The 25650-nt window shown below is 66.6% G+C and carries 22 protein-coding genes; 14 read left to right on the top strand and 8 right to left on the bottom strand.

Annotated elements, in window-relative coordinates; genetic code table 11:
- The first annotated feature begins 135 nt into the window (after positions 1-135).
- From EPL03_RS07055 to EPL03_RS07045, 3 genes are all read left to right on the top strand, one after another.
- On the top strand, positions 136-405 hold the full coding sequence (locus EPL03_RS07055; protein WP_135828655.1) for a hypothetical protein: 270 nt from the start codon (positions 136-138) through the stop codon (positions 403-405).
- Between the two features lie 63 nt (positions 406-468).
- A complete protein-coding gene (locus tag EPL03_RS07050; RefSeq protein WP_135828654.1) occupies positions 469-1599 on the top strand; it encodes a DUF1616 domain-containing protein in 1131 nt (376 codons plus the stop codon).
- 230 nt (positions 1600-1829) lie between these two features.
- Positions 1830-3233, top strand: a complete 1404-nt coding sequence (locus tag EPL03_RS07045; RefSeq protein WP_135828653.1) for a glycosyltransferase family 2 protein — start codon at positions 1830-1832, stop codon at positions 3231-3233.
- Between the two features lie 673 nt (positions 3234-3906).
- Here EPL03_RS07045 and EPL03_RS07040 read toward each other — a convergent pair.
- A complete protein-coding gene (locus EPL03_RS07040) occupies positions 3907-4890 on the bottom strand; it encodes a glycosyltransferase family 2 protein (RefSeq protein WP_135828652.1) in 984 nt (327 codons plus the stop codon).
- Positions 4891-4962: 72 nt separating this feature from the next.
- On the opposite strand from EPL03_RS07040, the gene EPL03_RS07035 reads away from it, so the two are divergent.
- Positions 4963-6126 carry a glycosyltransferase family 4 protein gene (locus tag EPL03_RS07035; protein WP_135828651.1) on the top strand — a complete coding sequence of 388 codons (1164 nt, stop codon included), beginning with the start codon at positions 4963-4965 and terminating at the stop codon, positions 6124-6126.
- Between the two features lie 99 nt (positions 6127-6225).
- Here the strand turns inward: EPL03_RS07035 and EPL03_RS07030 are convergent, their stop codons facing one another.
- Positions 6226-7401, bottom strand: coding sequence for a polysaccharide lyase (locus tag EPL03_RS07030; protein ID WP_135828650.1), 1176 nt, complete (start codon positions 7399-7401; stop codon positions 6226-6228).
- Between the two features lie 916 nt (positions 7402-8317).
- Positions 8318-9487, bottom strand: a complete 1170-nt coding sequence (locus tag EPL03_RS07025; RefSeq protein WP_135828649.1) for a glycosyltransferase family 2 protein — start codon at positions 9485-9487, stop codon at positions 8318-8320.
- A 120-nt stretch (positions 9488-9607) separates the two neighbouring features.
- On the opposite strand from EPL03_RS07025, the gene EPL03_RS07020 reads away from it, so the two are divergent.
- The 4 genes from EPL03_RS07020 to EPL03_RS07005 all read left to right on the top strand — a co-directional run bounded on the left by EPL03_RS07020 (position 9608) and on the right by EPL03_RS07005 (position 15463).
- The gene (locus tag EPL03_RS07020) at positions 9608-11104 is read left to right on the top strand and encodes a lipopolysaccharide biosynthesis protein (RefSeq protein ID WP_135828648.1); all 1497 of its coding nucleotides are present in this window, start codon (positions 9608-9610) and stop codon (positions 11102-11104) included.
- A 112-nt stretch (positions 11105-11216) separates the two neighbouring features.
- Positions 11217-12176, top strand: coding sequence for a glycosyltransferase family 2 protein (locus tag EPL03_RS07015; RefSeq protein ID WP_135828647.1), 960 nt, complete (start codon positions 11217-11219; stop codon positions 12174-12176).
- A gap of 61 nt (positions 12177-12237) precedes the next feature.
- Entirely contained in the window at positions 12238-14073 is a 1836-nt protein-coding gene (locus EPL03_RS07010; protein ID WP_135828646.1) for a hypothetical protein, read from the top strand.
- Between the two features lie 94 nt (positions 14074-14167).
- Positions 14168-15463 carry a carboxylate--amine ligase gene (locus EPL03_RS07005; RefSeq protein ID WP_210424929.1) on the top strand — a complete coding sequence of 432 codons (1296 nt, stop codon included), beginning with the start codon at positions 14168-14170 and terminating at the stop codon, positions 15461-15463.
- Between the two features lie 8 nt (positions 15464-15471).
- On the opposite strand, the gene EPL03_RS07000 is transcribed toward EPL03_RS07005, so the two are convergent.
- Together EPL03_RS07000 and EPL03_RS06995 are read right to left on the bottom strand one after the other, a co-directional pair.
- Positions 15472-15681, bottom strand: coding sequence for a hypothetical protein (locus tag EPL03_RS07000; RefSeq protein WP_135828645.1), 210 nt, complete (start codon positions 15679-15681; stop codon positions 15472-15474).
- A 90-nt stretch (positions 15682-15771) separates the two neighbouring features.
- A complete protein-coding gene (locus EPL03_RS06995) occupies positions 15772-16047 on the bottom strand; it encodes a HalOD1 output domain-containing protein (RefSeq protein ID WP_135828644.1) in 276 nt (91 codons plus the stop codon).
- 244 nt (positions 16048-16291) lie between these two features.
- Between EPL03_RS06995 and EPL03_RS06990 the strand changes: the two genes are divergently transcribed.
- The 3 genes from EPL03_RS06990 to EPL03_RS06980 all read left to right on the top strand — a co-directional run bounded on the left by EPL03_RS06990 (position 16292) and on the right by EPL03_RS06980 (position 20676).
- Positions 16292-19513, top strand: a complete 3222-nt coding sequence (locus EPL03_RS06990) for an MMPL family transporter (RefSeq protein ID WP_135829520.1) — start codon at positions 16292-16294, stop codon at positions 19511-19513.
- On the top strand, positions 19513-20283 hold the full coding sequence (locus EPL03_RS06985; RefSeq protein ID WP_135828643.1) for a TrmB family transcriptional regulator: 771 nt from the start codon (positions 19513-19515) through the stop codon (positions 20281-20283). The genes EPL03_RS06990 and EPL03_RS06985 overlap by 1 nt, the downstream gene beginning before the upstream one ends.
- An 87-nt stretch (positions 20284-20370) precedes the next feature.
- Positions 20371-20676 carry a hypothetical protein gene (locus tag EPL03_RS06980; protein ID WP_135828642.1) on the top strand — a complete coding sequence of 102 codons (306 nt, stop codon included), beginning with the start codon at positions 20371-20373 and terminating at the stop codon, positions 20674-20676.
- Between the two features lie 53 nt (positions 20677-20729).
- Here the strand turns inward: EPL03_RS06980 and EPL03_RS06975 are convergent, their stop codons facing one another.
- Positions 20730-21269, bottom strand: a complete 540-nt coding sequence (locus EPL03_RS06975; protein ID WP_135828641.1) for an acyltransferase — start codon at positions 21267-21269, stop codon at positions 20730-20732.
- Positions 21270-21400: 131 nt separating this feature from the next.
- Between EPL03_RS06975 and EPL03_RS06970 the strand changes: the two genes are divergently transcribed.
- The 3 genes from EPL03_RS06970 (at position 21401) to EPL03_RS06960 (ending at position 23260) form a co-directional block, all read left to right on the top strand.
- Positions 21401-21712 carry a hypothetical protein gene (locus tag EPL03_RS06970; RefSeq protein WP_135828640.1) on the top strand — a complete coding sequence of 104 codons (312 nt, stop codon included), beginning with the start codon at positions 21401-21403 and terminating at the stop codon, positions 21710-21712.
- Positions 21713-21863: 151 nt separating this feature from the next.
- The gene (locus EPL03_RS06965) at positions 21864-22439 is read left to right on the top strand and encodes a hypothetical protein (protein ID WP_135828639.1); all 576 of its coding nucleotides are present in this window, start codon (positions 21864-21866) and stop codon (positions 22437-22439) included.
- Entirely contained in the window at positions 22436-23260 is an 825-nt protein-coding gene (locus tag EPL03_RS06960; protein ID WP_135828638.1) for an HTTM domain-containing protein, read from the top strand. The genes EPL03_RS06965 and EPL03_RS06960 overlap by 4 nt, the downstream gene beginning before the upstream one ends.
- Before the next feature lie 25 nt (positions 23261-23285).
- On the opposite strand, the gene EPL03_RS06955 is transcribed toward EPL03_RS06960, so the two are convergent.
- Both EPL03_RS06955 and purD read right to left on the bottom strand, forming a co-directional pair.
- A complete protein-coding gene (locus EPL03_RS06955; RefSeq protein WP_135828637.1) occupies positions 23286-23645 on the bottom strand; it encodes a DUF7344 domain-containing protein in 360 nt (119 codons plus the stop codon).
- A gap of 83 nt (positions 23646-23728) precedes the next feature.
- On the bottom strand, positions 23729-25021 hold the full coding sequence (gene purD / locus EPL03_RS06950) for a phosphoribosylamine--glycine ligase (RefSeq protein ID WP_135828636.1): 1293 nt from the start codon (positions 25019-25021) through the stop codon (positions 23729-23731).
- Positions 25022-25650 lie beyond the last annotated feature (629 nt).

Below are 25650 nucleotides of genomic sequence, written 5' to 3'. Positions count from 1 at the left end.
GGTCCCCGACGCCCCATCCTGACGGGGCTACGACGGCGACCGCATAGAATGGTTCGCATTATCCCGCGATTGACCGCGCCGGACGGAACCGGTCGGGCGGTACATTCTCGTGGGGCGGCGTCGTAAGACGGTGCGATGCGACGCCACCAGCGGTTCGTCTACGGGCAGCTCTCGTGGATGCTCGCGACGGTGCTGGCCCTCGCGGCGCTCGGCGGGCTGTCGATGGAGCTGTTCGTGGTCGGGTCGCTGCTCGGCCTGCTGGTGTTGACCGAACTGACCGCGCCGGTCAACCTCGCGCCCCGGTGGCGGTCCCGGGTGCGGTGGCTCGTCGCGGGCGGCCTCCTGCTGTTTGGCTACTTCATGGTGCGCCGGGTGCTGGAGTTCCTCCCCGAGGGAGCCCTGTGAGTTCAAATGAACCCACTATTTTTACCTGACAACCGCGAAGCGGGAGCACCGACGTAATCCACCATGGCACGGACGAACCGATGGCTGCTCGTCCCGCGACCGGTCCGCAGGTTCCCGCCGGACCTGGCGGTCGTCGTCGGACTCGTCGTCGCGACCGCGCTCGCGGTCGTCCTGCCGGGCGTCCGCGACTCGATGGTCCGGGTCGCGCTCGGAGCGGTCTTCGTCCTCGTCGCCCCCGGCTACGCGCTGACCGCCGCCCTGTTCCCCGAGGCCAAGCGGTCGCGGGCGTCCGACTCGGGGCCGGGCGAGGCGGGTCCGGAGGGCGAGTCGAACTCGGAGGGCGGGGCGAGACGCGAGTCGGGGGCGACCGCCCCGGCGAGCAGCGACTCGTCGTCACCGGACGCCTCGGGGCTCGGCTTCCGGTCGCTCGGGGGTCGCGGGACCGTCACGCTCCCCGAGCGCGCGCTGTTCTCGGTGGCGCTGAGCGTCGTCGTCGTCCCGCTGGTCGCGCTCGTGGTCAACTTCACGCCGTGGGACGTCGGGCTGGCCTCGCTGGCCGTCTCGCTCGGCGCGCTCACGCTGGCGGCGGTCGCGGTCGCGGCGGTCCGCCGCCGCCGGGTGCCCGCCGACGAGCGGTTCCGGGTGCCCGCCCGCGAGTGGGCCGACGCGGCCCGCTCGGAGCTGCTCGACCCGGCCTCGCGGGCCGACGCCGTCCTCGACGGGGTACTGGTTGCAGCAGTCGTGGTCGCGGTCGCCGGCGGCGCGTACGCCGTCGCGGGGCCCCAGCAGGGCCAGTCGTTCACCGAGTTCTACGTCCTCGGCGAGAACGAGACGGGCGACCTGGTCGCCGACGACTACCCCGAGACGCTCGGACCGGGCGAGAACGCCACGGTCGTCGTCGGCATCGACAACCACGAGGGCCAATCGACGGCGTACGAGGTGGTGGTCCGGCTCCAGCGCGTGACGGTCGAGGGCGGGAACGCGACCGTCGCCGAGAGCCGGCGGGTCGACCGGTTCCGCGAGACCGTCGGCGCGAACGAGACGGTCGAGCGCCGCCACGCCGTCCGCCCTGAGACGACCGGCGACCGGCTCAGGCTCCAGTACCTGCTGTACCGCGACGACGTCCCGGCCGAGCCGTCGGCCGGGACCGCCTACCGGAGCGTCCACATCTGGGTGAACGCGACGGGGCGGTGACCGGCGCGCGAGCCGCGGTATTGGCCCGTTTCCGGAGCCGCGAAGACGCCGACGGGAGCCGGGACTGGCGACCGGACCGGGCGGAATCGAACGCGCCCGTCGGGCTCCGGCGACGGCCGGCGGTATTGACTCGTGGAGCTCGACCGCCCGCGACCCGCCAACCTTCCATCCGCCGTTTCCGGAGGATACGGGGCTTCTAACTATAAATTAGACTGCCCTACGGGGGGTCGATGGGGAGTACGAGCGAGAAGACGAAAACAGAACACGTCGCGGCCGAGATATCCGCCGAGGAGCGGTCGTCGCCGGCCGTGAGCGTCGTCGCGGCCGACCTCGACGTCGGCACGGTCGCCAGAACGATACTCCGGGCCGACGAACGCGACGTCTTCGCGTTCGTCGTGGTCGACGACGCCGACTCGGTGGTCGGTGCGCTCGCGGACGAGCTGGGCGCTCTGGTCCTCGAACTCGACCCGTCGGACCGGGCGGCCGGGCGCGAATCCGTCGAGCGAGTCGCGCGAGCACTCGGCTTTCCCGGCGTCCTCCACGTCGACCGCGACGCGACCGTGGACTTCTCGCGGTTCGAGGCGGCCGCCGAGGCGGCCGAAGGGTACGGCGCGCCGGCACCGCTCGCCGACCGCGACGACGGCCAGGAGGACGACGTCGGCCACGCCGGCGACGGGAGCGGCGTCGGGAACGGGGACGCCAGCGCGGTCGAGACGGTCGCCGCGATTCCCGCGTACAACGAGGGCAAGACGATCGGGTCGGTGGTGACCGACGTCCGGCGGCACGTCGACGAGGTGCTGGTGGTCGACGACGGGAGCACCGACGACACGGTCGCCGCGGCCGAGCGGGCGGGCGCGACCGTCGTCGAACACGGGACCAACCGGGGCTACGGCGCGGCGCTCAAGTCCGCGTTCGAGGCGGCCGACGCCCGGGACGCCGACGCGCTCGTGACCCTCGACGGCGACGGCCAGCACGACGTCGACGACGTGCCCAAGCTGCTCGACGCCCAGCGCGAGACGGGCGCGAGCGTGGTCGTGGGGAATCGGTTTCACGACGACGCCAGCCACCGCGTCCCGCGCTACCGCCGGGTCGGCCTGTTCGTCATCAACGTGCTCACGAACGTCTCGCTCGGCGGGTCGCCCGCGCGCTCGTGGGTGACCGACACTCAGAGCGGCTTCCGGGCGTTCGACCGCGACGCCATCCGGAGCCTCGCGGCCGACGACACGCTCAGCGAGAACATGAGCGCGAGCACCGACATCCTCTACCACGCCAGGCGCAGGGGCTACGACGTCGCGGAGGTCGACACGACCATCTCCTACGACGGCGAGGAGACCAGCACGCAGAACCCGGTCGTCCACGGCGTCGCGGTCGTGGGCAACATCCTCCGGACGGTCGAGCGCGAGCGACCCCTGACCTTCGTCGGGCTCCCCGGCGTCGCGGCCGTGCTGGTCGGGGTCGGCACGGGGTACTGGGCCGTGGCGAACTACGTCCAGTCCGGGACGTTCCCCGTCGGCATCGTGTTGTTCTGTCTCTTCAGCACGTTCCTCGGGGCGCTGCTTTCGTTTACGGGCGTAATCCTTCACGCGCTGAACGCGCAGATAGAGACGCTGGTGACAGCCCGGACCAGACCGTGACGAGTCGGTAGCCGAATGCTTCCGGAGGACGAAGGCGCCCGAGTTTCGAGCGGTCGAATCGGCGACCGGACGAAACGAAAATTGTGATACTTCTTATACCGTGGCGCAAATCACTACTCGGCTTGAATCGGCTCGTCTCACGGCATTGTGGACGGACGGGAGGCCGTCCACCGCCGACCCGCGTTTGCCACAACGCGGATTAGCGGTTGCAGGAGACGGAATCTATCCCGACCGAGTGAATTCAGCCAGCCAATCCCGGTTAATCCGTCACACGCCCGCGTCCGTTTGGCGTCCGCTCGAATCGGTTGCGAATCCAGAGGGTCGACGTGAGTGACTACGGAAACACGACGTCGCCGGTTCGTATCCTCTTCGTCGCTGACAGGCTATGGGAGCCTTATTCGAGTTACCTTTGCCTTCCCCCCTGGGTCTTCGACTAGGACGACGCATTCTACACGATACCGAATCGATAGATCGCGAGCGACTATCGGCGGCCCACGTGTCCCGAGTCGATTCGCCGTCTGTTGGGTGATGGCTGGTTTCGACCACCGTGCGCCAGGTGACCCGCCAACGAACATAATACCGCCGTGACAGACGAACCGGGTTGAGAAGGCAGAACAAGGACAAGACATCGGACGGACACCGGACGATTCCACGTACCTGAAATGTGACGGGGCTATTCGTGAACACTCCGTTTCCCCGACCGTACGATTCGCTGGTCGTACACGCTTTCGAGAACTTCCAGATAGTAGCCAGCGCCTCGGAGCAAGGTGAATAGCACTGTGAGTGTGAGGAACACGACTTGTTCCCGTACCGGGGCCGATTCGCCGTCAGAATCCCCGGCAAGTGGAGCGTCGGGTCGCGGCGGAATCCCGGGACGGCCGTACCGTTCGGGGTAGCGTCGCTGTAACTGCCCGACACCCCGTCCCTGTCTTACCGCCTTCTTGGCGAGCGACCGAAACGACGACCGAGCGGGGTGGTTCTGGACGACGTCTTCCGCGTAGTACAGTTCCCTTCCCGATTCGTAGACGCGATTACCGAACTCCAAATCACCGCCCGAGAGCAACTGTGCGTCGAACGTCCCGACGTCCTCGAAGACGGACCGCCGAACGGACAGACAGCAGGTCGGCGCGAACTTCTTCTGTTCGACGTCGAACCGAACTGGAAAGCCTACGCGTCGATTGTATCGGGCGAATATCGTGTCACCGTCGGCAGGAACGGTCATTTCGACGTTACAACCGATGTACTCGGCGTCGGTGTCGGCGAACCGGCCGACGACCGATTCGAGCCACTCCTCGTCGACGAACATGTCTGCATCGACGAACGCACAGATATCGCTCTCCGAAGCACGGATACCGGCGTTTCGCGCCGCGTAGGACCCCTGAATTTCGTCCTCGATTTCCAGAGTCACGTGGTCCCACTCGCGTTGATACTCCCGCACCACCGATCGGGTGTCGTCGGTTGAGCCGTTGTCGACGACGACGATCTCGTGCTTCCCCGTCGGGTAGGTCTGGCGTACGAGTGATTCGAGCGTCTGCCTGATGCCGTCGGGGTCGTTGAAGACTGGAACGATGACCGACACCGACGGAAGTGACCGGTCGTCGCTCCGGAAGTCTCCCGACGAATCGTTCTCAGTCGTCGAGACGGTCGAAGGAGCCATTTCTACTCCTTTGCAACATCAGCGGACCTATATCTGTTCTGGCTGGTCTCGCGAGGCCGTTTCCCGTCCTCGATGGGGTGCACTCGTGGCACGCTAGGAAACCAGCTCGAGGCGCTGCAGGGAACCGATACGGAGTACCGACGGGTGGAGCGTAGCAGTGGCGACGCAAGGTATAGGTCCGTTCGGAGAGATACGAATGTAGGGACCTCGATGGCCGACAAAATTCGAGTTCTCTCGGTGGGGACTCCGCAACCGTACGTGAGAAAAGACGTGAGATTACTCGAGAAGGACTTCCGAGTAACGCACGTGGAAGTGGACTACAACCGGCAGCTCCGAACGCTCGCCAAGGACGTCAAAGGGTTTTCCCGGATGATTCTGGAGATTGCGCGAGCGGACGTCGTTTACCACTGGTTCGCAAATCTACACGCGTACGTGGGCCTCCGAGTAGCGGAGGTCGTCGGAACGCCGACAGTCGTTACGGTCGGGGGTTTCGAGGTCGCGCACGTCCCTCAGTTCGAGTACGGAGGACTTCTCGATTCGACGGATGCACGGAGGATACGGTACGTTCTCGAACACGCGGACACCGTGCTCACGGTCGACGACGGTCTCAAACGGGATGCTCAGCGAAACCTCGGCGTTTCGGGAGACCACATCAGAACGGTTCCGACGGGGTACGATCCGGAGCGGTTCACTCCCGAACCGGCGTCGGAACGGCGGTTAGTGCTCACCGTCGCCGCGGAATCGAAGTGGAACCGAGCACGTCTGAAGGGCCTCGATACGTTCGTGTCAGCCGCATCGGGGTTCGACGATACCGAATTCGTCGTCGTCGGCGTCAGCGGAGACGCGTACGAGCGACTGGCGGCTGACGCGCCACCCAATGTCACGCTCGTAAAGCCGGTCCCACAGGACGAACTCGTTTCGTGGTACCAACGCGCCCAGGTATACTGTCAGCTTTCGTTTCGTGAGGGGTTACCGAACTCGCTCTGCGAAGCGATGCTGTGTGGCTGTACGCCCGTCGGTGCGGACGTGCAGGGGATTCGAACAGCTATCGGGGACGCCGGATTTCTGGTTCCGTTCGGGGACGTAGAAGCGACGCGTGAAGCGATTGAGAGGGCCTTTCAAACAAACGGGCGTGCAGACGTCGCAAGAAACAGCATTGCGAATCGGTTTCACTGGAAGCGGCGAAAGGAAGAGTTAGTCGGCGAGTTGCGTTCGACTGCGAGGCAATCGGAGTAGGAGTATAATAGAACAATAATACGATACTATATTAGCGATATTAAACTCTGGGGGACGTTGTCTACGATATCAGTGCTAAAACGAGAAATCCGACAGTATTTACAGTGAACTGGCGTTTTTCTTGATTTTTAGATCGTCGAAGTAGATGGCCGTGTCAGTCGGAGCAGTCCAACTTCCGCCGTGGTAAACGTTGAACCAGAACTGCTCTATTTTAATGTTCTCGTATCCTTCTTCTCGGAACATCAGTTCTTCTCGCTCAAGTGCAAGGTCATCATCGACCCACCCACGAATGACCCCGTCATTCCGGCCGGGCGTATTCATCTTTACGTATTGACTTATTTTGTGCCACTGCTCGCTGTTTGCTCCGATGTTCCACTCGAGTTCGTCACCGTACGTGCCCGACATATCCGCGTGGTACACGTACGATAATAGCCCGTGATCTCGCGACCAATGGCCCTCAGTAGGATCGTGATTCATCATTCGCGCAGACCAGCCGTTCGTGCCATCGGATGAGCGTCCGCCCCAACCCGCTTTATCGTAGGTACCGGCGAACCCTGGAAGTTTGGTGCCACCGGGGCCAGCGTCTGCGTACTCGAACGACGAAGGGAAGTATATGTAGAACTCAGCATATGCTTCTATCGGCTCGCTCCCAGTCTCGTTTTCGAATTTAGATCTACAACTCGTTCCGTAATGGCTACCCTCCGAAATGGGGACCTCAAAGGCGTCCCCATCTCGATTCGGCGCGGACGCGATACGATTGTCATCGTGGTTCATCTCAGTGAATTCATCGAGATCGGACCGCTCGTCGAACGGGATGAGAATATCGGCCTCTCCGACTTTACCCAGAGTGACCGTTTTCGTCTTTCGTGAGGTATCTCCGTTCGAGTCGGTGGCTCTAACGTGAACGTCCAGTTCCTTCCCGACGGGAAACTGAAATAGCTCCCAGCCGGAGGCCTGGCCACCACTGACGTCTTGCACTGCGAAATCGAGGCTAGAACTGCCATCGTTTGCGGCCACTTCGACGAAATCTAGGTCCTCTTCGTCGTCAGCCACGGTCCACCTGACGGAAAACATTTGATCTGATCCGAGCTGTTCGCTCTTCGAGATCCGAAACCGCTCGATTGTGGGGGAGGAGTCGGACCCCTGACTCGCTACCGCTCCTGCAGTTCCGGTTACCGCAGCCGCCGCGGCACTGCCAGCCAGCCGAAGGTACGACCGACGATTGAGTAGTGATTCATCTGTTCGCCTTTTTGCGCTCGATTGCTCGCGTGCCATGCGCATCCGGAACGCTCGGAGCATTCAATATGAGCCTTTTGGTTTAAGTTGCTGTGCTCTACCCCCCCATGACGCTAGTTCCAAAAACTACATCCTGTAGCTCATCTCGTTAGAGGTCACAAAGCGAGTTTCGACGAGCCCATCCCTCCAATATTACCAACAATACATAGTCGTTCTATGGTACTCTAGAAAATACAGAAAATATAGTCGTCGAATTCATATGAAGTGGAACGCAATCGTCGATTGGTACGCTTCGCCATTCGTCGCAGGGCCATCGTCTACGCGACGCACCGTCTATGGCTTCGTTTCCGGGAACCGACGCCGGATCGCTTTTAGAAATAGCTCGGCGGGTGAATCCGCAAGTTACTGGTCGTGGCACCAACTCCCTACTTTACGAACGATGGCTTCCCGTTCGCATACCCGTCACTTGGGCCGTATTCGGTCCCAGTACTGCACGGTCTGAACAATCCCGCCTACTCGTTATCGCGCACTGTCTCTCGTGGCTGGTGACGCCTCTCTATTTCGTTCCGGCGTTTCTGGTCGGATTCGAACGCACGCGGCCGTTCAGGAATCCAGTTTCCAGGCGAGCGTCGTGTCGCTTTCACCGGGCGTCCTCTCGTAGTGTCTGCCGACGGGGTGCCGGACGACATCCGGCGTCCCTCTTCGCCGCAACCGAAGCGTACACCGAGATAATATATCGCCCAGCAAGACGCGTACAGCGCGTTGATTGGGGACAAGTATCCCGAATGCATCTTCCACACCCTAGCGGAGGAAAGCCAACGCGGGGTTCGTGTGCGCCTCCGGCGGGCAACGAGACGCACTCGGTTGGGAGCCTCTCGAATAGTTCCGCGAGTCGGACTCATAACGAGTCCCGTACGCCAACGGTCCAGTTCTCGTGGTGAGTTTACCGCGACCGTCACTCGTTCGCCGTGTTCCACGTCACGACGTTGTGCCCTCGGAGGAAGTTCCACACGCCGACGAGGAGGCTGTAGTTCCCGACGAGGAAGTAGTGGGGGACGTGAAACAGCGACGGCACCGAACTCCCCTGCCGGTTCAGAACGTGACCGACCAGCCCTGCGAGCAACAGCGCAACGAACCCGGCCACCACGAGCCCGAAGACGACGCTGCCGGTCAGGACCCACAGCGCAGTTGCGCTGGCGAACGCCACCGCGAACAGCAGCGGGGTCGTCCACCACAGGACGGTGTCGGTGAACAACTGGAGCGAGTAGCGACCGTACTGCAGGGGGTTCAACAGCCCGCGGTGCTGGGCCACCGTGTGCCACGACCGGGTCGCGATGCGGGTCTTGCGCGACAGTTCGGCCTCGACCGACCCGGCGGTGCGCTCGCGCGCCACGGCGTCGTGGGCGTACGCGACTCGCCCGCCACGCTCCCGGACGGCGAGCGGTTCGGCGAAGTCGCTCATGGCGTCGGCCGGCAGCGGGACGTAGTCCTCGCGGCGGACGGCGTATATCGCGCCGTTGCCCTTCACGACCGAGCCGAGTCGGCTCTCCAGTCGCTTGACCAGCCGGGTGTAGCGCCAGTACAGCGACTCGCCCTCCACGTCGTCTTCGGTCCGGGTGTGGCGGAGTTCGCCGACCACGCAGCCGACGTCGTCGTCGAACCGCGCGACGAGGCGGCGAATCGCGTCGGCGTCGTACATGCAGTTGGCGTCCGAGAACACGAGTATCTCGCCGCCGACCCTCTCGGCGACGCGGTTCTGGCACTCGGTCTTGCCGACCCGGCCCTCGATGCGTTCGAGCTCGACGCTCCGGTCGGCGTACGACCGCACGATTTCGTCGGTCCGGTCGCTCGACGCGTCCGAGAACACGACGACATCCAGTTTCTCGGCGGGATAGTCGAGCGCGAGGCTGTTCTCTATCTTGTCGGCGATCACGGCCTCCTCGTTGTACGCGGCGATTATCAGCGAGACCGCGGGGAGGTCGTCGTCGGACAGCGCCTGACCCTCGTTCGAGGGCGCGAACCGGGCGAGGACGTGGAGGAGCGCGGGATAGAGGACGTAGGCGAACGAGGCCAGCGAGAGCGAGGTGACGAACGCGGCGAGCAATCCGACGCGCAGGGGGGTCATTCGTCACGTCGTGTCGACGGCGGTCCTGAAAAGCGTTCAGGCTCCCCCGGCGTTAAGCACCCCGTTCGCGCGCCGAGAGCCGGCAGTTCTATGGTCGCGCCGACAGTTACTACGCGAGCGATGGACCGCAGCATCCTCCGCGGGTTCCTCTCTATCTTCGGCGGTCGGGTGGGGAAGTTGCTCCTCGGATTGGTCAGTACGCCCATCGTGGTGCGCGTCCTCGGCGACGCGCACTACGGCAACTACGCGACCATGCTCTCGCTCCTCAGCATCATCTGGATAATCGTGAACGCGGGCATCTTCGACGGCATCCGCAAGTACATCGCCGAGGACCGCGACGTTCGGAACTGGAAGACCGACGTGTTCGTCTTCTACCTGCAGGTGGGGCTCGTGCTGGCGGTGACCGCCGCGCTTCTGGTGGCGGCCGCGAGCTACGCCGGCGTCGTCGAGGCGGTGTTCGGCCCGGAGTTCGCGTCGTACTTCTACTTCCTCGCGGGCATCCTCGTCGCCCGCCAGCTCTGGGCGGTGGCTCGCGGCGCGCTGATGGGGTTCGGCTTCGAGGAGTTCTCCGAGTCGATTCGACTGATACGGCTGACGCTCGTACTGTGCATCGGTGTGCCGTTAGCGTACCTCGGTTTCGCGGTCGACGGAATGCTGGCCGGCCGACTCGCCGCGACGATACTAATCGCTATCGGCGGCTACCTGCTGGTCCTCCGCAAGATAGACCCCGGGTCCGTGACCGCGTCGGTTCCCTCGGAGTTCCCGCGACGTGAACTCCTCTCGTTCAACACGCTGAGCGTGGTCCTCATCCTGCTGCTGTCGTCGCTGTACCACGCCGACGTGGTGTTGCTCCAGTTGCTGGCCGGCAGCGCCGAGACGGGCCACTACAAGGCCGCGCTCGTCCTCGCGGAGTTCATGTGGTTCGGGCCGGGCGCGCTCCAGATGGTGTTGTTGCACTCGACCTCCGAACTCTGGTCGAACGACCGCCGCGAGCGCATCACCGAACTCGCCTCGCGTGCGACAAGGTACAGCCTGCTGATAACGCTGCTGCTGGCCATCGGGCTCGCGGCGCTCGCCGACGCGTTCGTCCCGCTGTACTACGGGGAGTCGTTCGCGCCGGCCGTCACGCCGCTGTTGCTCTTGCTTCCGGGGTCGATAGGCTTCGCGGTCACCCGACCCATCCTCGCCATCGGGCAGGGCGAGGGGTCGCTCCGGGTCCTCATCTACGCCACGGGGGCCGCAGCCCTCCTCAACCTCGTACTGAACGTCACGCTGATACCGATATACGGGACGGTCGGCGCGGCGGTGGCCACGAGCATCGGCTACGGCTCGATGGTCGTGCTCCACGTCCGGAGCGCCCGCACCATCGGCTTCGACCCCGTCGCCGACCTCCGACTGGGTCGCGTCGCGCTGGCGGCGGTCCCGGCCGCGCTCGCCATCTTCGGCCTCTCGGAGGCCATCGGCTCGGACCTCCTCGCGCTCGCCGTCGTCCCGCCGGTCGGCTTCCTCGCGTTCGCGGGCCTGTCGTACGCGACCGGGGCCATCGACCGCGAGGAGGTCGACGAACTGGTCGGCTACCTCCCGCTCCGACGCGTCCCCTTCGTCTCGCCCGAGTGAGGCCGGTCTCGCCCGAGTGAGGCCCGTGTGAGAAGAGTGGGGTCCGTCCCGTCCGCCTGAGTCGCGAAAAAGCCACTACGCTTATGGAAACGCCGGTGATACTGCACTACCGATGGGGGATGGAGCGGAGCCGTTAGTCAGCGTCGTGGTGCCGACCTACGACAGGCCCGACCGGGTGGAGCGGGCGGTCGCGTCGGTCGCCGCACAGACCTACGACCGGATAGAGGTGCTCGTCGTCGACGACTGCTCGACGAACCCGGTCGCGGACGTTCTATGCGGGGACCGCGACCGGACGTTCGAGCGGTTCGAGGTCCTCCGCCACGACCGGAACCGGGGCGGGAGCGCCGCCCGGAACACGGGCATCCGGGCGAGCGACGGCGACTACGTGGCGCTGCTCGACGACGACGACCGCTGGGAGCCCGAGAAGGTCGAGCGTCAGGTCGAACTGCTCGACCGGCGCGAGGTCGGCGTCGTGACCACGGGCGCGAAGGTGCTCGACCGGAACGGACAGTTGCTCCGAGCGTCCCGGCACGACGGCCTGCCCGGGGACTCAGTCGAGCTGACCAAGCGGTTGCTCTGTCGGAACGTCGTCGGGTCGTGTTCGTCGGTCATGGTCGACGGCGAGGTCGTCGACGCCGTCGGCGGGTTCGACGAGCGGTTTCCGAGCTGGCAGGACCTCGAATGGTACGTCCGGCTGTCCCGCCACTGTCGGTTCGGCGTCGTCCCCGAGCCGCTGCTGGTCTACCGGCGCGACGCCGACGAGCGGGTCAGCGACGACCTCGACGTCGTGAAAGACGAGACCTACCCGCTGTTCCTCGACGAGTTCGCGCCCGTGGCCGCCGAGTACGGCCCGATGTTCGAGCGGAAGATGCGCGCGTGGACGGCCTACCGCGTCGGCAAGCAACTCGTGCTGGCGGGCCGGGTCCGGGAGGGCCGGCCGTTCCTCACTCGCGCGGTCGGACTGTATCCGTTCGAGTCGAGCTTCTACGTCCACTGTCTGCCCGCGCTCGGCGGCGCGCCCACCTACGAGGCCGTGCGGAAGACGAAGCGAGCGATAGATAGAATCGCGTAGCAGCGACGATGGTCCCAACAGTTCCCCGACGAGGTTCCAGCCGCGACCGGAGGCGGCGAGCGTGAGCTCCCGCCGCCGGCTCAAGCTGGTCGCGACCGCCGGTGCCGTGGCGGTGGCGCTCGCCGTGGCGCTGCTCGCGGCCGACCCGTCGGCGTCGGAGTACGAACTAAGCGTCTACGACGCGTATCCGACGGCGTTCTGGCTGCTGTTGCTGGGCGGGCTGTTCGCCGGACAGGTGGTCGTGTTCGAGAGCGCCGACCCGGGCGAGCGCGGCCCCTCCTGGAAGCTCGGATTCGGCCTGATGCTGGCGGTGAACGCGGTCCTGCTCTTCGTCCCGGCGGTGCGCTACGACTTCTATCTCAGGGGCGACATGCTCACGTTCGTCGGCATGATACGCGACATCGGCGACCTCGGCGCGATTCCGGGGACCAACTACTACCCGAACGTCCACCTGCTGGCGGTCGCGGTCTCGGAGGTGACCGGGGTCGCGCCCGCCCGGGTCGTCAACTACCTGCCGCCGGTGGCGTCGCTGCTGTACGCGGTGGCGCTGTACTACCTCCTGACAGCACTGTTCGAGGACCCGGCCAAGCCGCTGTTCGTGCTCCCGTTCGGCGCGCTGTTGCTGTTCGAGTTCGAGAACGTGCTGTTCACCCCGAGCGTGTACGCCTTCATGCTGTTGCCGTTCGTCTTCTACCTGCTCTTCCGGGTGTACGCCGACGAAGCCAGCGACCGGTTCCGGCTCCTGTTCGTCGTCGCGGTCGTGTCGCTCGTGTTCTACCACCCCGCGGTGACGGTGTTTTTCGTCGGGATGCTCGTCCTGCTGAAGCTCGCGTTCGTCGCCGGTCGGCGCGTCCAGGCGACGAACATCCGGCGCGGGAACACCCCGCTCGTGACCGCGTCCATCGCGTTCGTGCTGTTTTTCTCGTGGTACTACTCCTTTTCCTCCATCATCGGGAGCACGCTCGCGGTCGTCTACAAGGTGCTCGGCCTCTCGGAAGGGGCCAGCACCTACGGCCAGCTCACGAGCGTCTTCGGGCGGGCGTCGCCCGCGCTGTCGGACGTCGCGCTCGTGGGCGTGTACACCTACGGGCTGATAGCCGCGATAACAGGGCTGACGCTCGCGCTCGTCGCCTACCTCGCGTACCTCTCGCTGCGCGGTCGGCGGCGGCTGGACGCCGTCGAGCTGTTCCTCGCCGCGACGTTCGGGACGTTCCTCGTCGGGTCGGTCGTCGCCTTCTTCGTCGACGTCACGCTCGGGTTCACCAGGTTCGCCCGGTACGTCCGGTTCGCCGGGTCGATACTGATCGGCGCGGGGTTCTACGCGCTGTTCGGGCGGCTCGGCGGGTCGGCCGTCGAACGCTACCTCCGGCCGGCGGCGTACGTCTCGTTTTTCGTGTTCGCCTTCCTCTCGGTGTTCCTGCTCTACGGCTCGCCGCTCTCGAACGACAGCAACCTCCAGCTGACCGAGGCCGAAATCGAGGGCGGCGAGTGGCTGTTCGAACACCGCAACGAGTCGCTGCTCGTCGACCAACTGGGCTTCGACCAGTACCGGATGTACACCTTCGACCGCTCGACGGCCGACCGGGGCGTGAACGTCCGGCGGGCCGCGCCGCCGCCGCCGACGCACTTCGCGTACGGGAACGCCTCGCTGGAGGACGTGCCCGCCGAGGCGGCCCTCGACCGCCGATATCTGGTGACGTCCGGGCCGAGCCGAACCAAGAACCAGCGGTTCTATCCGGAGTACCGCGAGTTCTGGCGGCACACCCCCGAGGACTTCGCGCGGCTGGAGGACGACCCGTCGGTCTCGCACGTCTACGACGACGGGGAACTGGACGCGTACGTCGTCCGGGGCGTCGGCAGTCGGGCCAACGCCACGACGACGGACGCGGCGTCGTAGCTCGGCCCGAAGCTCCGGTTCAGCCCCGACTTACGGCCCGAACGCCGGTCGAAACGGGCGAATAACAAAGCCCTCGCCCCGGAAGACCGATAGCATGAAGTCGGTCGTCGTGCCCGCCGTGGACGTCCCGAGTTCGTTCGTCACGCTCCGGTCGCTCCACCGGCGCGGAGTCCACACCGTCGCTGTCTCCGAGCGCGAGTCGCCGCCGGCGTTCTGCTCGCGGTACTGCGACGAATCGGTCCGGGTCCCCTCGCCCGCCGACGCCGCGACCGCGTACAAGGATGCGCTCCTCGACCTCGCCCGACGCGACGACGTGCGCACCATCGTCCCGGTCCGGGAGGCGGACATCTACGTTCTGTCGCGATACAAGGAGGCGTTCGCCGAGCACGTCGCGACGCCGTTTCCCGACTTCGGGACGCTCCGGGCGGTCCACGACCGCGTGGAGCTGTTCGACCGCGCCCGGGAGGCGGGCGTCCCGATTCCCGAGACCGAACTGCTCACCGAGCGCACCGACTGGTCGGAGCCCCGGATAGTCAAGAGCCGGTACGCGGTACTGGCCGACGCCTACCGCGAGCCGCCGGCAGCCCGGGCGGAATCGACCGACCGGCCAGTCCGAAACGACGGTGCCGGGAGCTCTCGGGGCGAAGCACCCGAGACGGAGGCGGGACTCGTCGACCCGCCGAAGACGACGTACCTCCCGCCGGGCGAGCGGCCGGACGTCGACGACCTGTGCGAGGCCGCGGGCCACGTCCCGCTGGTTCAGGCGTACCTCCCCGACACCGACGAGTACAGCTTCTGTGCCATGTACGACCACGGCGAGGCGCTGGCGACGTTCCAGCACCGCCAGGTCCGGGGGTTCAGCTACAGCGGGGGCACCAGCGCGTTCCGGACGTCGGTGGCCGACCCCGACCTCGAAGCCGAGGGGCTGACGCTGCTCGACGCGCTGGACTGGCACGGCCCGGCCGACGTCGAGTTCAAGCGCGACGACCGGACGGGCGAGTTCAAACTCATGGAAGTGAATCCGCGCTTCTGGTCGTCGGTGCCGTTCGCGGTCGCGGCCGGTGCCGACTTCCCGCTGTACTACTGGCTGGTCGCGACCGGGCGGGCCGACCGCATCGAGCCGGGCTACGACGTCGGCATCGGCGGCCACCTCCTCGTCGGCGAGATATCGTACCTGCTCAGCGTGGTGCGAGACGACGTGCCCCTCGCCGAGCGCCCGTCGCTGCCGGCCGCGCTGGCCGACGTGCTGGGGTCGCTGGTCCGGTACCCCCGGCTCGACTACGCCGACCTCGCGGACCCGTGTCCCGGGCTCCGGTACGCCTCCGACGAACTCGTGGCTCCGCTCGTCGAGCGCGCGGCCCGACGGCTCCGGGGCGCGTCCGCCCACTGAACGCGGTCCTACGCGTCCCGAACGAGCGCGGAGACCGCCAGGACCGCGACCAGTCCGAGCCCCCCGAACCACGCGGCCCGGACCAGCGACCGCGTGCGCTCGTCGACCGCTTCCAGAAAGAGAAAACTGTGCAGTCCGACGAACGCGAGCATGCCGACCCAGACGACGGCCAGCGCCGCGCGGTCGGCGGTGACCCGTCCCCCGAGTCCGAACGCCATGGACTCGACGACGATGGGCCGGGAGTTATGTCTTCGGGCGCGAGCCGGAGGAGAACTCGGTCGGGGCCAGCGGACGGTGGACCGCCGGCGTCAGGCGACGGGTTCGGATTCGGACGCGGGCCGGACCTCGACGTCGCCACGTCCCTGGACCGTGACCTCGTGACCGGCGTACGTGAACGACACCCGTGTCGGCTCCGTCGCGGCTCCGGTCGGACCGAACAGGTCGTCGAGCGCGTCCGGGTCCACGACTCGGTGCAGCGGCGGATCGAGTTCGAGCGGCGACACCCCCATGGATTCGGCTACCGCCTCGACCACGACCGTACTCACGTTCCGGTGGTTGTCGATGGCGGCTCGAGACACTGTCATCCCCCCACACTGAGGACCCGACCGCCTAAAAGCTAACGAGCGCGGTGGCGTTTGTCGGAACTCGACTCGCGGGGTCGCCGCAACGCTGACCGAATCCGGTCCCTTTATGAACTCGCTGTTAGTACCTTTCTAACAACAGTACCCAATCCATGTTCCGTCAACCATTCGCGCGGAGGGTCGCGTCGTGAGACCGAGTGACGTCTTCGGCGTCGTCACCGCCCACAGCCGCATCGTCATCACTGTCATGCTCGTGCTGACCGCAGTGCTCGGCGCGGGCGCGACTGGGCTCGAACAGTCGTCGTCGCTCGACCAGTTCCAGAGCGACAGCACGGCCGCCGACAAACAGGCCTACATCGAGGACAACTTCAGCTCCGGCCAACAGAACGGCACGACGGTCCAGCTCGTCATTCGGGACGACAACGTGCTCTCGAAGGCGGCGCTGGTGGAGTCGCTGGACCTCCAGCAGGCGCTCCGGGACAACGAGACGGTCAATCGGTCGCTCGCCGACGGGACGCCCACGTCGGGCGTCTCGAACGTCGTCGCCATCGCGGCGATACAGCAAGAGCGGGCGTCCGAACTTCAGGAACGCGCCAGCGAACTCGAACAGCGCAATCAGACGCTCCAGGACGACCGCGCACAGCTCGAACGCCGGAGCGCCGAACTCAACCGGACGGCCGCCGAGTTGAGCGACGCGCTCAACCGGACCCGCGAGCTCCAGTCGCGGTACGACCGGCTCAACGCGTCGTACCAGTCCGGCCAAGTGAACGACTCGGCGTACGCCCAGCGGTCGGCCGACGTCGAGGAGCGACTCCGGTCGGTCCGGACCGCCGCGACCGCGAACCTGACCGACGAGCAGGCGTCGACGTTCCTCGAGGCAAACCGGCAGGTTCGCGGGTTGCAGGCGCAACTGAGCCAACTCAACGCGTCGCTCCAGGCGGGCGAGGTCAACCAGTCGACCTACCAGGAGCGCGCCGCGGAGATTCAATCGCAGTTCGGGGAGGTCTACCGGCTGGGCACGCAGGGCGTGCTGGCCGACGAGTACCAGGACCTCGAAGCGCGCGGCGAGGAGCTGGCCGAGCGCGGTGAACAGCTCCGCGAGGACGGCGAGCGACTTCAGGAGCGCCAACAGGAGCTCCGGAACGGTTCCCAGCCGTCGCTCGCCGACCAGCGCGAGCAGTTGGCGTCGATGAACGAGTCGGCGGTCGAGTCGACGGTCGAGCAAGTGCTGAGCGCGAGCGACGACGGCCAGTCGAACGGGGCGTTCTCGTTCATGCCCCAGAGCTACGAGCCGGGGGCCGCCGAGTCCAACGCCACGATGCTCGTCGTGATGCAGGACGGTGGCGGCGACTCGATGGGAGCGATGGGGTCGTCCGAGCTCGTCGAGTCCCAGAAGGCCATCCGGAGCGTGGCCCAGTCGTCGACCGACGCCGAGGTGCTGGTGTTCGGCGCGGGCATCATGAGCGACGAGATAGAGCAGTCGATGACCGACAGCCTCGCCGTGGTCGGACCCATGGCGCTGCTGTTCGTTATCGTCACGCTCGTCATCGCCTATCGGGACCTGCTCGACATCCTGCTGGGCGTGGTCGGCATCCTCGTGGTGCTGGTGTGGACGTTCGGCGCGATGGGGTGGCTCGACATCGCGTTCAACCAGATATTCGTGGCGGTGCCGGTGTTGCTCATCGGGCTGTCCATCGACTACGCCATCCACGTCTTCATGCGCCACCGCGAACAGCGCGAGGAGACCGGCGGCGACGTCCGCACCGGGATGTCGGTCGCGCTCGCCAGCGTGGGCGTCGCGCTGGTCTGGGTGACCGCCACCACGGTCATCGGCTTCCTCTCGAACCTCGTGAGCCCGATTCCGCCGATACAGGAGTTCGGCATCGTGAGCTCGATCGGCATCGGGACGGCCCTGCTGGTGTTCGGCGGGCTGATTCCGGCGCTCAAGGTCGAGATCGACGGCTTCCTCGAAAATCGCGGCTCCGACCGTCGCAAGCGGGCGTTCGGCACCGGCGGCGGGACGCTCGGCTCGCTGCTGTCGGTCGGCGCGGTCGCGGCCCGGAAGGCACCGCTCGTGGTCCTCGCGCTCACGCTCGTCATCTCGGCCGGCGGTGCGTACGGCGCGACGCAGGTCGACACCAGCTTCCAGCAGGAGGACTTCCTCGCGGAGGACCCGCCGGCGTGGATGGACAACCTGCCCGAGCCCATCCGGCCCGGCGAGTACACGATGAAGGCCAACCTCGACTACGTCAACAAGAACTTCGTCCGCGAGGACTCACAGGCCCAGATACTCGTCGAGGGCGCGGTCGACACGCCGGAGGCGATGGACCAACTCGAGGCCGCGACCGACCGGGCCGCCGGCAAGAACGTTACGGTCGTCCTCTCGAACGACGAGGCCCAGATTCGGAGTCCCCTCTCGGTGATGGAGCAGGTCGCGGCCCAGAACGAGTCGTTCAACGAGACGCTCGCGGCCGCGGACACCGACGGCGACGACGTGCCCGACGAGAACGTCACGGCCGTCTACGACGAACTGTTCCGGGTCGCGCCCGACGAGGCCGAGGGCGTCGTCCACCGGACCGACGACGGCGACTACGCGGCCGTCCGGATGGTCGTCTCGGTGCAGGGCGGTGCGGCGTCGGCCGACGTGACCGAGCAGATGCGCGACGTGGCGACGGTCTTCGACGGCGACGACCTCGAAGCGACCGCGACCGGCCAGTCCGTCGTGTTCGAGATCGTCCAACAGCAGCTACTCGACACGGTCATCGAGAGCCTGCTCATCACGCTCGCAGCGACGTTCACGTTCCTGATGGTCGCCTACCGGCTGACCCACGGGAGCGCGCTCCTCGGGGCGGTCACCCTGCTCCCGGTGGCGTTCAGCGTCTCGTGGATTCTCGGGACGATGTACGTGCTGGAGATGCCGTTCAACGTCATGACGGGGATGATTACCAGCCTCACGGTGGGGATGGGCGTCGCCTACAGCATCCACCTCAGCGAGCGGTACAACGTCGAACTCGCCCGGCAGGACACCATCTGGTCGGCCATGCGGACCAGCGTCACCGGCACCGGGGGCGCGCTGCTGGGCAGCGCCGCGACCACGGTCGGTGGCTTCGGCGTGCTCTACTTCGCCATCCTGCCCGCGCTCGAGCAGTTCGGCATCATCACCGGGCTGACCATCGTCTACGCGTTCCTCGCCAGCGTGCTGGTGCTGCCGAGCCTGCTGGTGCTGTGGACTCGCTACCTCGGGCCGGGCGAGGCCGCCGCCGTCGAGCCGAGCCCCGCCGTGGCGAACGGCGGCAGCGCGAGCGCGACCAGCGACGGCAGTGCGGACGCGGCGGGCGGCGGCCCGACCGACCGACCCGACGACTGGGAGTTCGGAGCAAACGTGCGGGACCCCGACGAGGGCGGTCCCCGACCCGACGAGCCAGGAATCGACGACCGGGCGACCGACGACCGACCGGAGGACGAGTGATGGACGAGGACGACGCCATCGAAGCGCTCGAAGGGCTCGGCCTGTCGAACTACGAGGCGAAGGTGTTCGCCGCGCTCCAGCGGCTGGGCACCGGGACCGCCCGGGACGTCCACCGCGCGACCGACGTACCCCGGTCGCAGGTGTACGGCGCGGCCGAGTCCCTCCAGGACCGCGGTCTCGTGGAGGTCCAGCAGTCAAAGCCCATCCAGTACCGGCCGGTCAGCCTCGACGCCGCCCGGTCGCACCTCCGGGGCGAGTTCGAGCGCACCCAGCAGCGGGCGTTCGACTACCTCGAATCCGCGCGCCAGCAGCGCGGCGAGGCCGCCGAGGAGCGCGAGGACATCTGGACGGTCCACGGCCGGACGAGCATCGACGGCCGGGTCGAGCAACTCGTCTCCGAGGCCGAGCGCCAGGTCGTGATGGCGGTGGGCAAGGGGGCCGGTCGCCCGGACGCCGCCGTCGCCGACATCCTGCGCGAGCGCGCCGACGCCGGCGTCGACGTGGTCGTCGTCGGCGGCGAGTCGGTCGAGGACGCCTTCGCCGACAGCGCGGTTCGGGGCGTCGACATCGCCTCGGACCAGACCCACCCCGACGCGCCGGTCGGCCAGGTCGTGGTGGTCGACGACGAGACGGTCCTGCTCAGCGTCCTCGGCGAGCGTGACGACGCCGACCTCGCGGAGGAGACCGCCATCTGGTCGTCGCGAACCGGCATCGCGGCCGTCCTCATCCAACTCGTCGACGGCGGGCTCGGCGACCTGGTGTCGGTCTGACGACCGGCCCGCCGGCACACGCTCGCGTCGAGCGCGCGCCGCCGCTCGCGGAGAAACTATTTAATCGACGAGGAGTATTTAATTTCCATGTCTGTTGAAAATAGTTCCGGCGGCGGCGAAATCGAACTGACCAGGGCCGAGCGGGCCGCCCGCGATAGCGTCCCGGAATCGGTGGAAAGCGTCGTGGCGGACGCGACCGAAGCGGACGAGGCTGTCGTCGTCGAGCCGACGGTCGCCCCCGTGCTCGTCGCGCCGGGCATCACCACCTCGACGGTAACCGTCGTCGCGGGGGCCGCGTCGGACCGGTCGGCCGAGTCCGGCGACGGGATAACCGACGAGTTCCACGACGCGAGCGCGAGCACGCTCATCGAGGCCCGACGCGACCTGGCGTAGGTGTCGCGCTCCGGCGGGGTTCTCTTCGCGGTCCGGTCGAGTCGGCCCGCGGGTCACTCCCCGCGCTCGTCGCGGCCCATCGGTTCGGCCGGGACGCCGGCGACCGTGGCGCCGGGCGGAACGTCGCGGGTCACCAGCGAGTTGGCCGCGACGCTCGCGCCAGCGCCGACCTCGACGCCGGGCAGGAGTACCGCGCCAGCGCCGACCATCGCCTCCTCGCCGACGACGACCTCGCCCGTCCGGTACTCCTCCTGGAGGAACTCGTGGCACAGGATGGTGGCGTCGTACCCGATTATCGCGTGGTCCTCGACCGTGACGAGTTCGGGCCAGAACACGTCGGGCGTGGATTCGAGCCCCCACGACACGCCCTCGCCGACCGTCACGCCGATGGACCGCAAGAGGAGGTTCTTGACCCGGAGGCTGGGACAGATGCGCGCGAGAACGACGACCACGTAGTTGAGCGCGACCCGCAGGGGGTGCTTGGCGCTGGGCCACGACCGGAGCGAGTTTCCCGGCCCCGGCGTGGCGTGGCGCGCGATGCGTTGGTGGCGTGGCGTGGCGTCGTCGGACGGCCCCTCGCTCGCGTCGGTCACGGCGGGACGTTCGGGAGGTTCGACCTTGAAAGTAGCTGGTTCCGCCGTCGAGTTCCACGCCGCGTCGGCAAAATTAAATATCTAGTATAGTAACCAAAACAAATATAATGTAGTAATTTAATTTTGATTTCATGGTAGAAGAAAGCGCTTCGGGCGAGAGTAGTGACCAGTTGACTAAAGCCGAACGCACCGCCCGCGAGGGCGTCCAGCGGACGGTCGAGGGCGTCGTATCAGCCGACGCCGAATGGGACGCTGTGGTCGCTATCGACTCGACGATTTCCCCCGTTCTCGTGGCCCCGTCGGTAACGACGACCCCGACGATCGTGGCAGTCGCTGGTGTCGCCGCGGACGCCTCGGTGGAGTCCGTCGACGAGGAAGTGGTGGAGGACCTCGAGGGTGCGTCCGCGGACGCACTCGTCGAGGCCCGACGCGACCTCACGTAGTCGGCAGCCCCGAACCGTCGTCTTCCCGGTCGGTCACGGTACGGCCTCCGGGTTCGACCGCGTCCGTCCGTCGACCGAATCGTAACTGCCCAATTACATTTTTCTTGAAACTGATAAATTTTAAGTCCTGTTCTCGGGTATCTGATGTCGAATGACGACCGTAACAGCCGTTCTCGTTCCCGCGGTGCTGTCTCTCCTCGCGCTGGCGACGATCGGTGCCACCGTCGAGTCGCTGACCGAACGGTCGACCGTCACCGACTGGTTGCAGCGGTTGCACCTGAAGCTCCTCGCGCCCAACTGGAACTTCTTCGCGCCCCATCCCGGCCAGTGGGACACCCATCTGCTGTACCGGGACGAACTGGCCGACGGGACCGTGACCCAGTGGACCGAGGTTACCGACGTCACGCAGACGCGCCAGCGACTCAAGTGGGTGTGGAACCCGTCGCTGTACAAGGCGAAGGGCCTGTTCGACCTCAACCAGGCGCTGAAACGGCACCTCGAGGGCTCCGAACTCGCCGAAGTCGACGAGTCGTCGGGCTCGGAGGGCCTACAGCCCATCGAGTCCGACGACCACCTCCTGAGCACCCAGTACCTGTTGTTACTCAACGTCGTCTCGGGGGCCGACCACGACGACGACGCGAGAAGGACCCAGTTCATGCTGATGCAGAGTAGCCTCCGCGAGGAGGAAGCGACCCCGCAGTTCGTCTCGAACTTCCACGAACTATGAGCCTGGTCCCTACCGTCATCGCACTCGTCGCGCTCGGAACCGGCGTCCACGCCATCTACACCGGCGTCGAACTGCTGTCTCTCCGCCGGCAGTACGACGACGGCGGCCTGTTCAGTTGGGAGGTTCGGAGCCTCGATCTGAACGCCACGCGCTGGTCGAGAGCGCTGAGACCCCTGTTCGGTGCGTTCCCGATAGTTCTGGTGGGCCGCATCCTCGTCGGGAGCGCGCTGGTCGCGCTCGGGGCCTTCGATTTGACGGGGTCGGTTCCCGACGTCGCCTTGCCGGCGGTCGTACTCCTCGCGCTCCTGAACGACGTTCTCGTCAAGGTTCGCCACTCCATCGGGCTGAGCGGCGCGTTCGACATGTCGGTGGTCACCAACTTCGGGCTGCTGATCGCGACGGTGTTTCCGGACGGGAGCACCGAACAGCTCGCGGCGGTCCTGTTCATCGCGGTCCAGGGGATTCTGGGCTACTTCCTCGCCGGGGTGGCGAAAGTGGCGGGCCGACAGTGGCGAAACGGCGACGCCATCGAGATGGTGGTCTCGACCAAGACGTGGGGCGACGACCGACTCTATCGCTTCGTCGCGGCGTACCCGTCGACGAAGCGACTGTTCTCGTGGAGCGTCATCGGGTTCGAGGTGCTGTTCCCGGTGGTCCTCTTTCTGGACCCGTCCGCGCTCCTCGCGGTGTTCGTCGCGGCGTTCGCGTTCCACTTCGCGAACGGCGCGGTCGTAGGCATCAACAGTTTCATGCTGATGTTTCCCGCGACATACCCCGCCATCTACTACGCGAATCAGCTGGTCCCGTGGTCTGTCACCTGACTCGGGCCGAGTCTCGCGGGGGTCGCTACTCGCGTCGGACGCGCTCGACGCCGGTCTCGATGGCGTCGAGGAACGGGGCGAGCTCGTCGGCGTCCGGCGTCACGGCCACTCGGTTCTCCGTCGGGTCGTACGCCACCACGTCGGCGTCGTCGAGCTTGGGCAAGTGACAGTGGTGTAACGACGCGGCGACCCGCTCGCGGCGGTCCGAGGGAACGTCCCCGGGCGTCCCGTCGGACACCCGCTCGACGACGTCGTCGACGAGGTCGTCGAGCGCCACGGCCCCGTCGGCCGCTCGGAGCGCCGCCACGGTCCGTCGGCGGGTGGCGTCCCCGAGCAGGTCGAACGCACGGTCGGTCGGCAACTCGGCGGCGTCGGAGTCGGGCATGCGTGTGCCGACGACCAGAACGGGGTTTGTTATGCGTCGCGTTCGGGGTCGAAAGATGCGACTGTGACGGCGTCAGGCCCGACTTACTCCCCGCGTAGCTCGGCCACGTGGTCGATTCGCCGCTGGACGAGATCGGGTTTGCCGATGTCGTGGCGCACGTCGAGTCCCTCCTCGCCCGCGAACGCGAGCGCGTCCTCGGCTATCCCCTCGGCCTCGGTGATGGTGTCGGCGACGCCGACGACCGCGAACGCCCGCGAGGTGGTGGTGTAGATGCCGTCCTCGCGCTCGTCGACGCTGGCGTAGAAGAGCAGGGCGTCGCCGGCGCTGTCCGCATCGATTTCGACCGTCGCGCCCGCTTGCGGGTCGGTCGGATAGCCTTCGGGGACGGCGTACTTGCAGACCGTCGCCCGTGACGCGAACGACAGGTCGGGCAGGGCCTCGCCCTCGCGGGCCGCCACCAGCACGTCGAGGAAGTCGGTGTCGAGCACCGGCAGGGTGTTCATCGCCTCGGGGTCGCCGAAGCGGGCGTTGAACTCGACGACCCGAACGCCGTCGGCCGTGAGCATGAACTGGCCGTAGAGGACGCCCTTGTAGCCGTCGAGCGCGTCGACGGTCGCCTCCAGAATCTCGACCGCCTCGCGGTAGTCGGCCTCGGTCATGAACGGCAGTTCGTCGGTGGCGTCGCTGTAACTGCCCATCCCGCCGGTGTTGGGCCCTTCGTCGCCCTCGTAGGCGCGCTTGTGGTCCTGCACGGCCGGGGTCGTCCGCAGGTCGCCGTTCGCCACGAGCGCCTGCACGGTGAACTCCTCGCCGACGAGGCGCTCTTCGAGCACCACGCGGTCGTAGTCGGCGTCCCGGAGGTACGCCTTGGCTTGCTCGGCGGTCACCTGGTCGCCGATGACCCGGACGCCTTTGCCGCCGGTGAGCCCGGCCGGTTTCACCGCGAGGTCGCCGTCGTACTCGTCGATGAACTCGCAGGCCGCCGCCGTCTCGTCGAACGTCTCGAACTCGGGACAGCCCGGAATCTCGTTCTCGCGCATGAACCGGCGCTGGTAGGCCTTGTCGGTCTCGATGCGGGCCTCGGCCTCGCGCGGGCCGAAGGCGTAGACGCCGGCGTCGTCGAGCGCGTCGGCGACCCCGGCCGCGAGCGGCCCCTCCGGGCCGACGACCGCGAGGGTCGCGCCCACGTCCTCGGCGTAGGCGACGACCGCCTCGGGGTCGGTGGTCTCGACCGCCTCGAACCCCTCGGCCAGCGCCGCGATGCCGGGGTTGCGGTTGCCCGCGCAGGCGTAGAGGGCCGCGTCGCTGTCGCTCAGGGCTCGGGCGATGGCGTGTTCGCGTCCGCCGCCGCCGACCAGCAGGACTGTCTCGGTCATACCCGGAGGATGTGGGCATGGGAGTGTAAAGGTTGCTTTTGGGAACTCGGGAAGTATGCAAACATACGCATTAGGTGCGCTACTCGCGCTCGACTCCTCGACGCTACCCCCAACGACGAATCAGGGACGGACGCATCGACGAGGACCGTGACGCCTGCTTCGAGGTCGACGCCAGCTTCGAGCCGAACTGCTAATTTTGAATCCGGCGCGAGCGAGCAACGTGCGCGAGGGACGACTGACGCGACCGAAGGGAGCGAAGGAGGAAGAGGCTGGGGCGGCGTGAGACTCGCGAGTGTGGTGCGGTTGCGGTCACTCAGTGGCTCAAGCAGTAGCTAGCTTCCTGTTGCCGTCAACTTCCTCACGAGGGCAGTTGGAGAAGCTAGCTACTGCCTCGACAAATGAGTGACCGCCCCGCACCGCGACGGCAACCGCCCTCACCGCGACCGCACAGCGGGAGCCTCATCCCTCCCCAGCCTCGGCGAGCGCCTGAACGCGCTCGCCTCCCTCGCACGAGTTGGCGCGACACGAGGTCGCGCCAGCGCGCGCCGAGACGGAGAGACCGACCGAGCGCACGCCGAGCGGAGGGTTCGATAGAGTGCGCACCAAGACGGAGAGGACGACGGAGCACG

It is taken from the genome of Halorussus halobius, assembly GCF_004765805.1.
Classification (GTDB): Archaea; Halobacteriota; Halobacteria; order Halobacteriales; family Haladaptataceae; genus Halorussus; species Halorussus halobius.
Note: the sequence above shows the minus strand (reverse complement) of the source record. Positions and strands in the feature narration are given on the sequence as shown.

Coding starts and splice junctions, on each gene's coding strand:
- EPL03_RS06960 (WP_135828638.1), top strand. CDS start 22,436: ATGAGCCTGGTCCCTACCGTCATCGCACTCGTCGCGCTCGGAACCGGC.
- EPL03_RS07055 (WP_135828655.1), top strand. CDS start 136: ATGCGACGCCACCAGCGGTTCGTCTACGGGCAGCTCTCGTGGATGCTC.
- EPL03_RS06970 (WP_135828640.1), top strand. CDS start 21,401: ATGGTAGAAGAAAGCGCTTCGGGCGAGAGTAGTGACCAGTTGACTAAA.
- EPL03_RS07035 (WP_135828651.1), top strand. CDS start 4,963: ATGGGGTGCACTCGTGGCACGCTAGGAAACCAGCTCGAGGCGCTGCAG.
- EPL03_RS07050 (WP_135828654.1), top strand. CDS start 469: ATGGCACGGACGAACCGATGGCTGCTCGTCCCGCGACCGGTCCGCAGG.
- EPL03_RS06995 (WP_135828644.1), bottom strand. CDS start 16,047: ATGACAGTGTCTCGAGCCGCCATCGACAACCACCGGAACGTGAGTACG.
- EPL03_RS07000 (WP_135828645.1), bottom strand. CDS start 15,681: ATGGCGTTCGGACTCGGGGGACGGGTCACCGCCGACCGCGCGGCGCTG.
- EPL03_RS06955 (WP_135828637.1), bottom strand. CDS start 23,645: ATGCCCGACTCCGACGCCGCCGAGTTGCCGACCGACCGTGCGTTCGAC.
- EPL03_RS07020 (WP_135828648.1), top strand. CDS start 9,608: ATGGACCGCAGCATCCTCCGCGGGTTCCTCTCTATCTTCGGCGGTCGG.
- EPL03_RS07045 (WP_135828653.1), top strand. CDS start 1,830: ATGGGGAGTACGAGCGAGAAGACGAAAACAGAACACGTCGCGGCCGAG.
- EPL03_RS06985 (WP_135828643.1), top strand. CDS start 19,513: ATGGACGAGGACGACGCCATCGAAGCGCTCGAAGGGCTCGGCCTGTCG.
- EPL03_RS07015 (WP_135828647.1), top strand. CDS start 11,217: ATGGGGGATGGAGCGGAGCCGTTAGTCAGCGTCGTGGTGCCGACCTAC.
- EPL03_RS06990 (WP_135829520.1), top strand. CDS start 16,292: ATGCTCGTGCTGACCGCAGTGCTCGGCGCGGGCGCGACTGGGCTCGAA.
- EPL03_RS07040 (WP_135828652.1), bottom strand. CDS start 4,890: ATGGCTCCTTCGACCGTCTCGACGACTGAGAACGATTCGTCGGGAGAC.
- purD (WP_135828636.1), bottom strand. CDS start 25,021: ATGACCGAGACAGTCCTGCTGGTCGGCGGCGGCGGACGCGAACACGCC.
- EPL03_RS06965 (WP_135828639.1), top strand. CDS start 21,864: ATGACGACCGTAACAGCCGTTCTCGTTCCCGCGGTGCTGTCTCTCCTC.
- EPL03_RS07030 (WP_135828650.1), bottom strand. CDS start 7,401: ATGGCACGCGAGCAATCGAGCGCAAAAAGGCGAACAGATGAATCACTA.
- EPL03_RS07005 (WP_210424929.1), top strand. CDS start 14,168: ATGAAGTCGGTCGTCGTGCCCGCCGTGGACGTCCCGAGTTCGTTCGTC.
- EPL03_RS07025 (WP_135828649.1), bottom strand. CDS start 9,487: ATGACCCCCCTGCGCGTCGGATTGCTCGCCGCGTTCGTCACCTCGCTC.
- EPL03_RS06980 (WP_135828642.1), top strand. CDS start 20,371: ATGTCTGTTGAAAATAGTTCCGGCGGCGGCGAAATCGAACTGACCAGG.